This is a genomic window from Priestia filamentosa, from assembly GCF_900177535.1.
GTDB classification, from domain to species: domain Bacteria; phylum Bacillota; class Bacilli; order Bacillales; family Bacillaceae_H; genus Bacillus_I; species Bacillus_I filamentosa.
Map to the genome: position 1 here is coordinate 1 of NZ_FXAJ01000020.1, position 14628 is coordinate 14628.

The 14628-nt window shown below is 35.7% G+C and carries 10 protein-coding genes and 3 pseudogenes; 4 read left to right on the forward strand and 9 right to left on the reverse strand.

Annotated features, from left to right (window positions below; translation table 11 throughout):
• Window positions 1–273: 273 nt before the first annotated feature.
• Window positions 274–846: a recombinase family protein gene (locus B9N79_RS25445; protein WP_085119415.1), complete on the forward strand. Its 573-nt coding sequence runs from the start codon at window positions 274–276 to the stop codon at window positions 844–846.
• A 266-nt stretch (window positions 847–1112) separates the two neighbouring features.
• Here the strand turns inward: B9N79_RS25445 and B9N79_RS25450 are convergent.
• The 4 genes and pseudogenes from B9N79_RS25450 to B9N79_RS26830 all read right to left on the reverse strand — a co-directional run bounded on the left by B9N79_RS25450 (window position 1113) and on the right by B9N79_RS26830 (window position 4948).
• Window positions 1113–2262: pseudogene (locus B9N79_RS25450) on the reverse strand (IS3 family transposase).
• Window positions 2263–3019: 757 nt separating this feature from the next.
• Entirely contained in the window at window positions 3020–3913 is an 894-nt protein-coding gene (locus tag B9N79_RS25455; protein WP_085119417.1) for an endonuclease I family protein, read from the reverse strand.
• The gene (locus tag B9N79_RS25460; RefSeq protein WP_338090238.1) at window positions 3906–4532 is read right to left on the reverse strand and encodes a S8 family serine peptidase; all 627 of its coding nucleotides are present in this window, start codon (window positions 4530–4532) and stop codon (window positions 3906–3908) included. Before B9N79_RS25460 ends, B9N79_RS25455 begins: the two co-directional genes overlap by 8 nt.
• 23 nt (window positions 4533–4555) lie before the next feature.
• Window positions 4556–4948, reverse strand: coding sequence for a S8 family serine peptidase (locus B9N79_RS26830; protein WP_139814852.1), 393 nt, complete (start codon window positions 4946–4948; stop codon window positions 4556–4558).
• A 122-nt stretch (window positions 4949–5070) separates the two neighbouring features.
• Here B9N79_RS26830 and B9N79_RS26835 point away from each other — a divergent pair, with 122 nt between their 5' ends.
• Window positions 5071–5199 carry a hypothetical protein gene (locus B9N79_RS26835; protein WP_276208861.1) on the forward strand — a complete coding sequence of 43 codons (129 nt, stop codon included), beginning with the start codon at window positions 5071–5073 and terminating at the stop codon, window positions 5197–5199.
• A gap of 287 nt (window positions 5200–5486) precedes the next feature.
• Here B9N79_RS26835 and B9N79_RS25470 read toward each other — a convergent pair whose 3' ends face one another.
• From B9N79_RS25470 to B9N79_RS25485, 4 genes and pseudogenes are all read right to left on the reverse strand, one after another.
• Complete coding sequence (locus B9N79_RS25470; protein ID WP_085119425.1) at window positions 5487–6830, reverse strand: N-acetylmuramoyl-L-alanine amidase; 1344 nt, start codon at window positions 6828–6830, stop codon at window positions 5487–5489.
• A gap of 704 nt (window positions 6831–7534) precedes the next feature.
• Complete coding sequence (locus B9N79_RS25475) at window positions 7535–7759, reverse strand: phage holin family protein (RefSeq protein WP_240516729.1); 225 nt, start codon at window positions 7757–7759, stop codon at window positions 7535–7537.
• An 853-nt stretch (window positions 7760–8612) separates the two neighbouring features.
• A complete protein-coding gene (locus B9N79_RS25480) occupies window positions 8613–9536 on the reverse strand; it encodes a S8 family peptidase (protein ID WP_085119429.1) in 924 nt (307 codons plus the stop codon).
• Window positions 9537–9796: 260 nt separating this feature from the next.
• Window positions 9797–10183: pseudogene (locus B9N79_RS25485) on the reverse strand (plasmid recombination protein); the annotation flags it as partial.
• Between the two features lie 1106 nt (window positions 10184–11289).
• On the opposite strand from B9N79_RS25485, the gene B9N79_RS25490 reads away from it, so the two are divergent.
• Complete coding sequence (locus B9N79_RS25490; protein ID WP_085119431.1) at window positions 11290–12330, forward strand: hypothetical protein; 1041 nt, start codon at window positions 11290–11292, stop codon at window positions 12328–12330.
• Window positions 12331–12930: 600 nt separating this feature from the next.
• Here the strand turns inward: B9N79_RS25490 and B9N79_RS25495 are convergent.
• On the reverse strand, window positions 12931–14136 hold the full coding sequence (locus B9N79_RS25495) for an IS110 family RNA-guided transposase (protein ID WP_085119433.1): 1206 nt from the start codon (window positions 14134–14136) through the stop codon (window positions 12931–12933).
• A gap of 356 nt (window positions 14137–14492) precedes the next feature.
• Between B9N79_RS25495 and B9N79_RS25500 the strand changes: the two are divergent.
• Window positions 14493–14628, forward strand: a pseudogene (locus B9N79_RS25500) (IS6 family transposase); the annotation flags it as partial.

A 14628-nucleotide genomic window follows, 5' to 3' on the forward strand; every position in this document is an offset into this window, starting at 1 on the left:
TCATTCATCAACTGTTTGGAATAGCTTCATAAGCTAGCAAATTAAAGGAAAGTGGTTCTCTATGTTTATAGGGAGTAGTTTTTGCACCGAAACCCAAAAAAGTATATTCATTTTGAAAGCGCGTCCAGAAAATCATCACTTTCTGAACACTGCCCTCTTTACGAGAAAAGATTAAGATATTTATAGTTTTCGTGTCCAATAACCCATCACAAAATCTATGTTCAGTATCCATCTCTATTTTAAATTATGGTACAATAAGGGTGAGGTGGGAAAATGATAGTTGGATATGCAAGAGTTTCAACTGGTTTGCAAAATTTAGATTTACAAGAATATAGTTTAAAGAACATGGGTTGCGAAAAGGTATTTGTAGATAAAATCAGTGGAGTGAAAAAAAAGCGAGAGGGTTTACAAGCTGCTTTAGAATTTGTTCGATCAGGCGATACATTGGTCGTTTGGAGGCTTGACCGGTTAGGACGTAATATGCAAGAACTCATTCAAATTGTTAATGATTTAAATGAAAGAGGAATTAGTTTCTTTAGTCTGCAAGAGAACATTACGATGGATAAAAAAAATTCTACTGGTCAATTCATGTTTCATTTATTTGCAGCCTTTGCCGAATTTGAGCGCAATCTGATTCTTGAACGTTCCGCAGCGGGAAGAGAAGCCGCAAGAGCTCGGGGACGTTTAGGAGGGAGACCTGAAAGGTTTACTCAAAAAGACCTAGATATGTTACAAATGTTAGTTTCAAATGGAACACCTATAAAGGATATTGCAGCGATGTGGAATGTTTCCCGAACCACGATCTATCGATATATGAATAAAATTCACAAACTGAATAAAGAGTGACTATATGAAAGAAATAAAAGTAGCAATATTATCTGAAGTTTTTGAGATATTCTTGTTTTTAAGCCTAGGAACCATTACGATAATGGTTCCTAGGTCTTTTTGCACAAAATAAAGTTTAAATTAACAGTTATTTAATCTTCCATATAAAGCAGTCTCGAAAACGAATGTTTTGTAAGGTGTAAAGAAACATACAATTTAGAGAGAAAGATATTAAAGTGGTTAAAAGTGGATTTGAGTCAATAATTTGGACACAAAAAAGTTAAGTCTTAAGCTGTTTTTCTCATTTGATCCTCAATCGCTTGAGGAGTTTGATAGCCGAGACTACTATGGATTCTGTTTCGGTTATACCATCCTTCTATAAACTGGAACATGGCTAATTTTGCAACTGAATAGTCTGTGTATTGCGTATGATAAACTTCTTCTTTCTTTAATATGGCATGAAACGACTTTATACAGGCATTATCATAAGGGCATCCTTTCTGACTGAAAGACTACTTAATCTCGTATTTGCGGACGTGCTGAGTAAACTCACTACTGGTGTATTGTGAGCCAAGATCCGTATGAAGAATTAAGCCCTGTCGGGGCTTTTGAGCAGTGTAGGCGTTTTGGAGTGCTTCAATGACCAGTTCGGATGTCATTGAACGAGAAAAAGAATAGCCAACGATTTTTTTAGAATGTAAATCCAATACAGACGCCAAATAGCACCAACCATCTCTTAGCGTAGGGATATACGTAATATCTGCCACCCATTTCTCATTAATCGTCTGTGTAGAGAAATCTCGTTTTAACAGATTATTCAATTGTACAACCTTTTTTTTGACGGATAGGGACGATATTTTTTCTTCGTAATCGAACGAATTCCTGCCTTTTTCATTAAGCGCTGAACACGCTTTAGACTTAGATAACACCCTTTATTTACTAAGATCTTATGAATTTTCGGAGCACCATAACGCGCTCTACTCTTCAAATGACTTCGTTGGATTTCTTTCGTCAGCTCCTGATTTTCCTGTTCACGATTTGACACCGTCTTTTTGAACGAGTTGTAGTAGCTACTTCTTGGAATCGTTAACACTTCACATATTTTCTGAACTGTGTATCTCTCTTTATATGTCTCGATAAAATGGTTGAACTCTGCTTCTGTTACTTTTTCGCGAATATGGCCATAGCCTTTTTTAGAATATCTAATTCTTGTTTTAACCGAAGGTTTTCCTTCTGAATCTCAGCTAATTCTTTCGGTGTTAGAGAGCCTTCTTCTGAACTGATAGGCGTAAATGCCTTCACCCATTTATAGATTGTTACTTCTGATACGCCATATTCGCTGCTTAATTCTTTAACCGAGTTTCCCACATGATATAAATCCACAATGGTTTTCTTAAAGTCATCATTGTATTTTTTGCCTGCACGTTTACGTTCCATTTCGGACACATCCTCTCAAAAATAATTGCAAGGACTTAATTAAATGGTGTCCATGAAACTATACTAACTCCAAAAGTTTAAAAAAAGTATAATAGATAAGGTAATAAATAACCATAAGAACATGATAATAATGAGGAAGATCCTCTTGAATTTCCAACTTCAAATTACCTCATAAACTACTATGAAAATAACTGTGTAGATCCCAGTAATCGTAGGGAACGATAAAAACATATATAACAACTCCTAAAAAACCGAGGTTAACTATAAATAGTTGACCTCGATAAATACAGTTAGTTTACTTATTAATTCTTAAAAAGTCTCTTCAAACTCTGCCCAACCTCCAGCAGCACCGGAGCTCTTGTCAATATAAGAATACAAATTCAATGAGCGACTTAGGAAATCCATATCTATAAAGCCAAATGCGATTGCTACGCGACTTCGAAAGGCTGATTACCTACAGCTTGAGTAAATGAACTAGACACCCCATCCCTAATTTCGAGAAAAGGGTTAATATTGCTGTGTCCCCCTATGGCATTATCTGCTTGAACTTCACCATCCTTTATTATAGTAAATACAGTTACAGTATTTTTGATGTGTTAAGTTCATTATCTCCGATTACATAACCTAAATCTCTTTCATATCCATAATAATCGGGGCCATCGGGTAGCCCAGAGGCAGCCCTTACATTTTTGACTTCATTCTAATTCGTTTTTTCGTTTTTCCTAATAATTGCACTTTCATGTTCAAGTCTACTCATTTACTCTGATAAACCTATTGTAAAATCAATTCTATCCGCGTATTGTGGAAAATCAATTAAGGGATTCCGATTTTTTTGCTTATCAAAGATAGCCATATTCCGATGTTTTTCATAAATAGATACTTTGTAATCATTATGCCATTTTAGCAAAATTTCAATATCTTTACTGCTGTATTGATTGATTTCACCTGGGTATCTCATTAAAAAGTATAATGTAGCTCTAGCAACTTCACCTTTACCGCTTTCGGGTTCAAATTTCCCCTCTTCGTACTTCCCACAACTTGTTCTAATCGCTTTTATCTCCATATCAGGGTAATAATCAGAAAAATCATGGAAAGGGAAATTCGATCTTGATGAATTGCATTTTACTTCACAAGTAAAAAGATGGTGTAAATCTCCTCTCATCGGATTATCCTTATCAAACCATGATTGAGGCACTACATGTTCGCAATTATAATTATTTTCACTTCCAATAGACGTTATTATCTCTTGTACACGACTATCGTTTTCTGAGTCATTTTTTAATAAACTATGATAAAGCTCTTTTCTTTTCAAATCTAATTTATAATCTTCTTTCATGACTTGTTCTGGATTCTTTTCTTCTCCGGAATATATACTTTTCAAATTCCCATCCAAATGAAGATCCACCCATGAGTAAAGATAATTTCTAGTCTCAGAATTATAAGGAAGATGATTATCATGTGTGTTAGTAACTAACTCACTCAGTTGTTTAAACAATTCCTTTTTGTCCATTTCATCAAAATTAATATCTTGATAATAATTATTGATTATAGATTGATTCTTTTCCTCATCATAATAATCTTTTTCATTTTTTATCTTTCTTTGGTTACGCTTCAATTCTAGCAATGAAGATTTTAAGTCTATGTTACCCATTAGATTTCTCCTTTCTTAAGGTATTAGATGATTGTCCAATATTTTGACATATATTTATTATCAATTGCTGTTTTACTTGATCAGGGGTTAAGTTTGGTTGGTTTTGTAGTAGTTGTGCTGCTAAACCTGCACATATCGGTGTGGACATAGAGGTGCATGACAGGGAAACGTTATCCGTATCAACATGTCCGTTTGACTTCGCCCTATCAAAGGGGAAAATTGGAAATCGCGGAGAGGTAATATTTTCCCCCAGTGTTACAGGATCCAATTTCTTTAGGTAATCGATTGTTGGACTACGGCCTGAAAAATTGGCTACTGGGTCATCAGAATAGTCAATAGTATTATTATCGCTGATAGCCCTCACAGTGATCACTTTAGGACTTATTCCGGGAATAGAAATAATTCCCTGGAATGGATCGGTACTACCTGCTGCCATGCAAACAATCATGCCATTATCCCATGCCTTTTCAACAGCCTTTATGACTGGATTATCCTCGGCATACTGTTGTGTTACAAGAGAGTCTAGTGATAAAGAGAGGATGTCGATACCTAACATTGATTGATTTTGAATACACCACTCAATACCAGATATCACAGTAGAAAGTGAACCAATCCCCATCTTATCTAGAACTTTAATCCCAATTAAGCTTGCCTCCGGTGATGGACCTTGGTATTTTCCATTGTATATAGACCCATTACCTGCCGCCCCCCTGCACAATGTGTACCATGTCCATTATCATCGTACGGAACAATTCTTTTATGAACAAAATCCTTAAATCCTTTGATTCGTCCTTGTAAATCTCGATGTGGATGAATACCTGTATCAACGATGCCAATGGTTACACCTTTTCCTGTTAGGCTATTCTCCTTTAATTGATCGGAGTTGATCGCTGGGTGAGCTATATCAGGTAATGCCGTCACTTTCCGATCATAATAGATCTTTTTAATATGACAGCAGTTTTCGAGCAATTGCTCAATTTTTTCTAATGATAATTTAGTGGCACAACAAGAAATAGAAGGGAACTCATTGAGCATATGACACTTCGTATTCCTTATATCATTCAAACCGGCCCTGAAGGAATCTTGTTTAAACTCAATAATTAATGGTAGTATCTTTATCTTTTTTCTCATGTATTCTAAGGGGCGGTGTAAAAAACATGGAGCAAAACGAAAGAGGGAATAACTTTTTATTAGCTTTTGTTGCATGTTTTTATCAAGTTTATTTCCCATTCGTCGAACCAATTGAATCATGGAAAATCTCAACATTATCAATCAATCCCCTTTGAAAATTCATACAATACAATATATTATGTGGGATTTATAGGGGGGAATAATAAAAACATACAAAAATCAGCAAAAAGGGCAAAAAAACTAGAAAAAATAGAAATTAGGGTCTGGGATTCAGGGGAATTTTGAATTATAGTGCAGGAACTTTAGTAAGTCTATATATACTCCTATATCCCCTTCAAGTTGGTAGTATTAGTACGTCCGTTAACCTCCCTAGTAACTTTTAGGGAGGTTAACGGACGCCAAGGGTATAGAAAAAGGGGGTAAATGAGAGGGTAAATTGGGATTAGTCCTTAATCTCTTGAAGAATTTCCCCTAGTGATTTTATGGTATCATTAACCATCCTCTTGTATATATTTAAAATGGATTGTCCGTAATTATCACCCGGAACTGCCCACTTTCCATTTAATGCAACCCATGTTGTGGCAGTCTCCCTTTGTACTAAATTAAAACGAGGGTCAATTAACGGATATTTATCTGGTAATGGTTTAGCTGATGCATAAGCGAATAAATGTTGAAAATGGGCGATTACCCCATCTCTTGGTGTATCAAAACTTGCTCCTGGATTATCAGGACCTGTTGTTCCTAATCCACAAAAGTTATGTTGTTCAGGTTGTACGACTCCTGTAAATCGAAAGAAGTCTGTTTCATGGATGGCTTGGGCAAAGGCAATATCCCCTCTAATCCCATAATATTCACCGAAGTTTAAATAATACATTCCCAATGCTATCGCATCTGAATTAATGGTTTTTACATATTGTTCCATTAACAATGGGGACAAGTACGTTCCACCTAATATAGGGTACTCCGATAATTCCTTTTGATTAGGATCTCCTTCCCCAGTAACAATGTAGGTATCGTTAATCCCGGCCCTCTTAATCTCCTCCACACGATCCTCTGCATTCTCCCGTTTTGAAAAGGAACCAACTTGAATTCGATACCATGTTACGCCAGAAATATTCATAGTCATTATAAGAGATTCAATACCTTTTGAACGTAGCATATCTTTACGATCCTCTGCGTTTTCCTTTGATTTGAAAGCTCCGGCTATAACTTTGTAAATTATTACAGGTTTATTGAGTTTTGTCTCTAGGTTAAAGGCCCTTGCTAAACCATCGACATGACCTTGTGCTACTTTCCGACGCCATACAGAGTCTTTCATTAAGGCAGCATCCTGTTTATTATCAATAAACCCATTTTCTGTAAGTAAAGCTGGCATATTCGTTTCACGCAAAACATGGAAGTTTGCTTTTTTCCGACCGCGATTATGGAGTTGATTAACCTTTACTATTTCTCCATGAATCACATCTTGGTACTTAGCTGTTGTTGAAGAGTCGGGTAAACTATTGTGAATATAATCCTCATATCCCTGTGCAGAACTGTTAGAGGAGTTGCAATGGATGGACAAATAATAGTCAGCTCCCCAGGAATTTGCTTCACTTGTACGTTGGGCTAAACTTTTCGTAATATCACCCGTACGACTCATCCTCACTTCAATATTTTCATAGGTATTGATTAAGAGCGTACGTATATGAAGGGCAATATCCAGTACAATCCCTTTTTCATTCAAACCATTACCCATAGCTCCCGGGTCGGAACCACCATGACCTGGATCTAAGTAGATTTTCATAAGATATCCTCCATTTCATTTACAATTTCGATATAACAAAACCCAATCATATGTTTCCCTTACAAAATAAACGTTGATATAACGACACTTCCAATATGATGAAATATCCTGAGTCTACCCCCATCATGTAAACAGTGGGAAGAGATACATAACCTTTCTTTAATAATTAATTAGAGAAAGGTTATATAGTTTCCCCTGACATATTCCCATTTAGTAAAATCTAATCCATCCATATATAAGTTATTTAAATTGAAAATATTGTTCAGTGTTAAGAAAGAAATAAGAATATCTAAAAGGTATCCCCGACATATGTTATATAGACTTATCGCATTCTCACAATATCCTCACTTCCGTCCCGATCGAAATTATTTTATCGCTCTTGGATGGGTTGGTGCTTTTAAAGCATCACTTCGATTGTGAGGTCATAGAAGGACCTATAACAAGAAAAGGGACAGGTTCACCAAGGATAGGAGAGTCTGTCCGAAATGAAGCTGAATTTAATATATAATTTGTTTGAGTTAGATTCTAGTCCTCTGTATATTCCAAACACTTGTCCTATATTAGATTATAATATTTTTTATTTTAATATAGTTCTTGTATAACAAACCTAGGTTAGATTCCTACTAATTGTGGTCGATGATGATAAGATAGATTTGACTAGGAAGTATACGGGGGTAGAAGCACAATATTTTTTAGATTAAATTCTACTTTTTTCTTAGCTTCACTTTGTCAGGGTTACTAATAATTCCAGATAATACTAATATATATAAGATTGAATCAACGTAATTTGTATATCTTTCCGGTGCAATATCAACCCCTAAATCCTGAACTAACATTCCAATGAAGGCTGATACTGCTACCCATAGGGTATAACTCTTAAAACGTTTCATGTTGAATTCCCCCATCATAAAGTATTTAATGCTATACAAATATAATATGCACCTCCTTATGTTTGTTGTAGGTAAAATGTTAGGGAAATTAAAAATATGCTTTTGACTAACATTACCTGTTAATTTTGAGACATATCAGTATTTTACAAAACTCAAAAATCAATAAGTGTGGTGAAGCTTACATGTATAGGAAATCAGTGAAACTAATTCAAGATAGTAGGGAAATAGATAAACGTTTTAGTATGGGGATAAGTAATAATGAATAGGGTATTAACTTTTAATACTATTGTAAAAAACTGGGATAATTACAATAAATCTTTAGGTCTTAGAAATGAGGTAAATGAGCAGCAAGGTGTTTTCAAAAAGGGGAGCCGGCCACTTCCCATATTTGTAAATCTCGGGTTATAAGCATAGGGAATATAAATAAGGAAAATTCACTATCTCCACAGTATAGATGAAGTAGGATTATCGTTTTATCAGAGGGTGTATTCATTATATGGTAGGGATGGAATCACTTCATACAACTAACTATATATTGGGTAGTATAGGGGTGATGCACATCCTAAAAAGGGAAGAAAGCCTATCGGGGGACAGGGATTGACTAGAACCAGGAAGGATTTATTTGTAAACTACTTGGATTAGGTTCATAGTTTAGCAAACTAAAGGAAACTGATATTTTATCTTTCCAGGGGATAGTTTTTATACCAGAATCGTTATCCCAGGTTGCCCCTCCCAATTATACAATGATGGTGGGGACTCTTAACATTATCATCTATGAGGGAAGAAGTAAGCAGGAGTTTGTCCCCCGCTTACTTCAACTTAACCGTTTAAAATAAGGAGTTTTCCCTCATTGTTGATATTTAGAATTATGGTATTGCGCATAAAAGTTAATTTACTTATTGTTTCCATATAAATATAGTAGACCATTCCCTTGGGCCTTTTTTGACAAATCTATAGACACCGTATTTTGCGTTAATTGAGCATAGATTTCGGGTTCAGTTAATCTACGTCCAAATTCCTTCTCCTCTTTATTAATAATGATTGCGATAGCCCCACTAACATGGGGAGTAGCCATAGATGTTCCAGATAATTTAGCGAATTTATTCCCAGGATAGGTAGACATAACATCGACACCCGGTGCTACTAAATCAATTTCATCATTTGTATTAGAAAACTCAGCGAGTTGTTTTTCCTCATCTACAGCACCAACTTGGATGACCTCTTTATAGTAACCCGGATAGGCCGTTTCATCTGTCCGGTCTGACCCATCACCTTCATTCCCAGCTGCACAAACGACTGCAATATCAGCACTAACTGCCTTCTTAATGGAATCATGCAATCCAGGGGCATCATCTGGTCCCCCCAAAGACATAGATATTATCCTTACCTTCTCCTGATTTGGGCCACGCCATTCCCTTGCATAATCAATAGCATCAATAATACCTTGGTAAGAACCAGAGCCATTTTCATCTAATACCTTGAGAATCAAGAGTTTGCACTCAGGGGCAACCCCTACAACTCCCTGTTCATTTAATGAAGCTGCAATTGTTCCCGCAACATGAGTTCCATGATAGTGGGAATCAGTATAATCTTCGGGATCACCACCCGTAAAATTTCGTCCACCGATAATACGATCGGCTAAGTCAGGATGCGATATGTCACATCCTGTATCTAATACAGCTATAACAACATCCTTTCCCTTTTCCTCTTGCCATAATGAAGGGGCGTTAATCATTTTTATGCCATAAGGTGTTTGATCTTCCAATCCTTCCAATACTTCTCCCAGTCTAAATGGGACGAGACGAACATTATTCATAATTATTTCATCCTTTCAAATCAATATCACTATAGTAAATGCGTCGAAATGTTGAATTGAAAGGGACAACCACATATATTACCAAAATTTGTACCTTCACCTATGTATGATGAAACAATGATTAAATACTAAAGATGTAGTACCACCATCCTAGTATTATAAAAAACATTTCTGCTAGATTTTAAGAGATAAGAAATCCCGGGAAACCTAGTGTAAATACTTAGGAGGGATATAAGGGGGGAGTTTTTGCATCGGAACCCTTTAAAACGTTGAGAGGCTATATGTTCTCTGTCTAATCCTTTCTCCCTACGCTCTATTTCAAAACCTCATTGTTTCATATACTTTGAAAACTGGCTTTAAATCCATTGAAGTTCCTGACGATTAAATACGTTTTTCCCTTGAAGCTTTCCATCCTTCATCGGTACAATGACCAAATACATATGTGGAGTATATCCGTCTTGATGAACCCTCGCATAGGCTACATTTCGTTTCCCATAGCGTTAGGGGAATAATTTATAGTTCATGGGGGAAACATTCTTGTTCTTTTGGCTCTCTATAATCTTTTTTACTTGCTCATTGTAGTAGATGTTTTCTTTATGTATTAGATCGTAATTTAACGGTGTACGTTCTGGATCAATATCAAAGTTTTCGGCATTCCCACCATAGCATGTAGAGAATGGCCTTTATTCGGAACACTTCCAAGTAAAGGTGCGGTCTGTGAAACTTTGATGGCTATGCCGTATCCATGCTAATGCATGAAGAAGACCTTGGAGTGTCGCCCCCAAACGACGACCAACGGAAGGCCGTGGAATCCCGTAAAAAATCCCCCCAAAAAAACTTGAGGGTTCGGGTGCAGTTAGTCTATCAACTTCTTAAATTCCCGACCATTGGTTCTGCAATTTACCGTTGAAAGACTCCTCTATATGTTTTTTCATAATGGTTTCACCATAATATAAAAAAGAGAAGCTCAATGGGAGGTGGCTTCTCTTTTTCTGATAATGACCCAATTTACAGTGATTTATGGAATTCCGTTGTGTAGTCTTATTTATATGCATTATTTTCGAAATTGCTACGGTTTTTTCTCACTGGTTGCAATATTCTATAAAGGCCTATTGCCTAAAGGCAATTTTTTAGTATTCAGGCTAATGTGTTTTTTCTACGAAAAAACACAAGAAAAGAACAGCAATTCTAAAGCTGAATTGCTACTAAACATAAACATTAACATTAACTAAAACTTATAAAACTTTACAATCAGTTGGTATTACTAATAAAGTGAACCTTCATGCTAGGGTTCGGGTGCAAAGGGTGTGAAGCAAATTCAGGGATTTTATATAATAAAAGATCACTTTTATATTTAACCAATGTTATCTTTTAGAGTTATGTTCTAAAAGATAACATTGGTTAAATGAATACTAGCACTTTTAAAGGGCGGGGGGCAAAGTTAGGGCAAAAATCCATTGTATTCATTGGTAGAGTTTGCTATAATAACAACAATTAAACAGTTCGGAATAACAAAAAGGCTCAAGGCAATCGTAGTGATGCGTCAACATCCTACGACGGCTCACCGTGAACCAACCACGGTAAACACTTACCTCAAACCTTGTTGCGTTTTTTATGTTTGTATTGTACGACATATTTAACGAAATTTCAAGGGAGTTGTTGTATTCTCTTTTCTCAAAGGGCATGTTTACCGCATTTTAAAACGGTAAATAGGTCCTTTTTCTTTTTCCGCAGGAAAAGAGGAGAGAAAAATATGTTAATTTTGAGTGATGATTTTGCCCGTATGCAAAACTATGAATCTTACACAAAAACAAGTCATGAACAAAAACAAATGAAGTACAAACTATTAGAAATGGTTGAATCTGTTCTTGGAGATGCATTTGCTCGTTTGAAACAAGAAACACGAGATGCTATTGATATGATTTGCTTTTTGGCAACAGATAAAGGCTTTGTGTATGCTAAAGACTCCTATTTTGCTGAGAAACACGCTGTTTCTGCTCGTACAATTCGTCGTGTAATGAAAACCCTAGAAGACGCTGGAAAAATTGTGAAGGCTCATCGATCTTCTTCCAAACATAATGGCCGTGGTGCAGCCGTTTATTTCTTTGTTAATCATCCTTTTTTTACACACTGGCAACAATATTTCGGCTTTGATGTCCAAGCTGATGTCCAAGCAGAAAACGCTGAAATACCTTGCGGGAGTAAGGATGGGGAAACAAAAAAAGTTTCTACCTATTCTTTACCTAAAAATAATTATATTAAAGATCATTTTATGTGCAAAATGATTCCTTTTATCAAAGGGGTTCCAAAATTAATTAATCAAACTTTTAAAGGTCTATTTAAGGAATCTCTAAAAGACCTTTATTTACGTGTACGTATAGCTTCTCAAAAAGTATGTCAATCTACATCTATCACTCTTTCTAAGAAGGATATTCACTCTATTGCTTATGAATCTATTCATGCCCTTTTTACATACATAAAAATACGTTCTATGAGCTTTGAAGAGCAATGTAAATTAGTATACCGTATTGCTTTAAACAAATTTAATGATCTTGCACAAACAGAAAATAAAGGGAATGAGGAAAAGTCTGTAGTTGTACCTCCGTGTAAGATTGTACGTAAAGAAATGTTACCGAATTGGTTCCAGGAACAACAAGAAAAAGTAATAGAGATCAAAGAGCCTCTTTCTGCAAAATCCGAAAGAGAAATAACAGGAGGACTTTCTTCTATAAATGATGAATCAGCAGAAGACGAACTGGTTAGGATGAAGGTTATTTTAGCTCATTATTCTTAAAACAGGTTTAAGACTGCTGTTTTTAGTAACTTAAACTTTTTAATTCATATAGACAAAGACTTTATAAGATTTAAATCGATAATTATCAGAAAGCTTTAAGAAAAGGTGTACAGGATAAAAGATGTTTTTTCTTATAATGCAGATATTGAAAAAAATGCTTATGTGAATATAATAACAACTACATTTTTTATAGAATTACACCTATTATATAATATATATTATATACATATTATATATTATATTAAAAAATCAAAGTGACATTATTTACGACCACCCTAATAACATAAAATACGAATAAAAAGTATACAATAAATATATTCATTTGTATGATTAGGGTGGTTGAGATAACCAAAAAGGGATAGGATTTAATCATGAATAGATTCTGGTGCAAAAATTTAATCTAACTTGAAGCTAATCTTCTAAACTTGGACATACTGATACTAGTACTCTAGAAAAGACCTGTAGTGTGATGTCAAGTAGTTATTTTAGTGATTAAAACATTTAATCAGCTATTCTTGCTTAAAAAAGGCAATACGAAACTAGACCATTAATTATATGTAAATTAATGGAAATTAGAAGAAGGAATAATATCAGTAGATATCATCTATCAACGCTCCTTCCGGGCGTGTAAATTTGGTTGTTGCTTAGTAGCGCATCCACCAAACGCACAAATTTTCTTGCGGTTAAGACGAGGGCTCTTTTGTGCTTATGCTTTGGTACTTCTGCAGATTTTTTCGCATAGTAATTACGGTATTCAGGGACATGACGCCTTACAGAGTTGGCGGCCTCAACTAAATAATAACGTAGATAGTGATTCCCTGATCGCGTTAAGGATGTGCTTTCTGCAGTAAAACGACCAGACTGATATTTCTTCCAAAATAGGCCTGCGTACTTAGCTATTCGCGTTTCATCGTTAAATCGATTGATTTGTCCAATTTCAGCTACAATGCCGGCAGCGAATACAGGACCTACACCTGGGATACTTTCCAATGTCTGAGGTAACGTTGCCATAATATTTTCTATACCTTTTTCAATTTCTTTAATCTGAGCTTGATAAGCGCGCATAATCTGGATAGAAGTGCTCAGTAGAAGATCTATAGAGTTCTCTACCACTTTACTTAAACGGTAAGATCCTTTAACAGCCTTTTGTATAGATTTTGCTACCTCTTCAGGATTACCGAAGCGATTTTTTCCCTTTTCTTGAAGAAAAAGGGCGAGTTCTTCTAAGCTGAATCGCTCTAAAAATAATTCCATCATCGTATTTCCAAATACAGAGGACTCAACGTCCTGTGTAAATTGACTGCACTTCAATCCTAAGTGTTGAAGGAAATGTTGTTTCCCTCTTGTTAAGGCATGTACGAGTTGATAACGAGAACGAGTTAATTGCTGTAAGGCCATGTATTGTTCTTCCCTCACAACGGACATTGTATGACGTCCAAAACGCACATAGTCTGCAATGACAAATGCATCAATGGCATCTGTTTTATCCATTTCTGAATAGCTTTTTTTGAAGTTTGAGATTTGCTTTGGGTTAATCATAAATACTTGAGAGTTGTAGGCTCTAAGTTCTTTGTCATTGTGAAGAAACATAGCTGGATGATAGCTGTAAATGGAAGTAGATTCTAATCCAATTTTAATGACTTCACATGTTAGGCTGAAGGCTGTTTGTAAAATTATTTCTTTTAATTTCATTTCTCCAGGTAAATCGTTTGGAATGGTGAACGATTGTAATCGATCTCCTTCACCATTTAAAAAACAAACTTTTGCACCTTGAGAACTCACATCTAAACCAATAAATAGTTTCATAGGGGAATTCCTCCTTTCCTTTAGAATCATTGGAAAGTCTCTTTCTTGGACGTCTGGGGATATCCCTAGTGTGACCGCTGACCAACATCCTCGTGTATAAGAACTTATCCTTGATTCAAACCTAGTGCTACTAACAACTAGGTTTGAATCAAGGGGAACAGCCTGTGAGTAAGAAGAATAAAGCGAACACTGGGAAACAGTCTTTTAATGTAGTCATACCTACAGGGAATGAAAGAATTGTCCCAAATGATCCTTACTTTCATTATCTAGGAATATCCTCGGACGCCCAAGAGATTATTAGATTAAAACGTTGCTCGAAAGAGTAACTAAAAATAATATACGAGGGAGTGATCAGTATGGAAAAGGAGAATCTATTTAAACGGAAACATTACCAGCTTGAGATGATTTTGTTAACGGTCAGATGGTACCTACGGTACAATCTCAGCTTTCGCGATTTAGTAGAAATGATGGAGGAACGGGGATTATCTATGG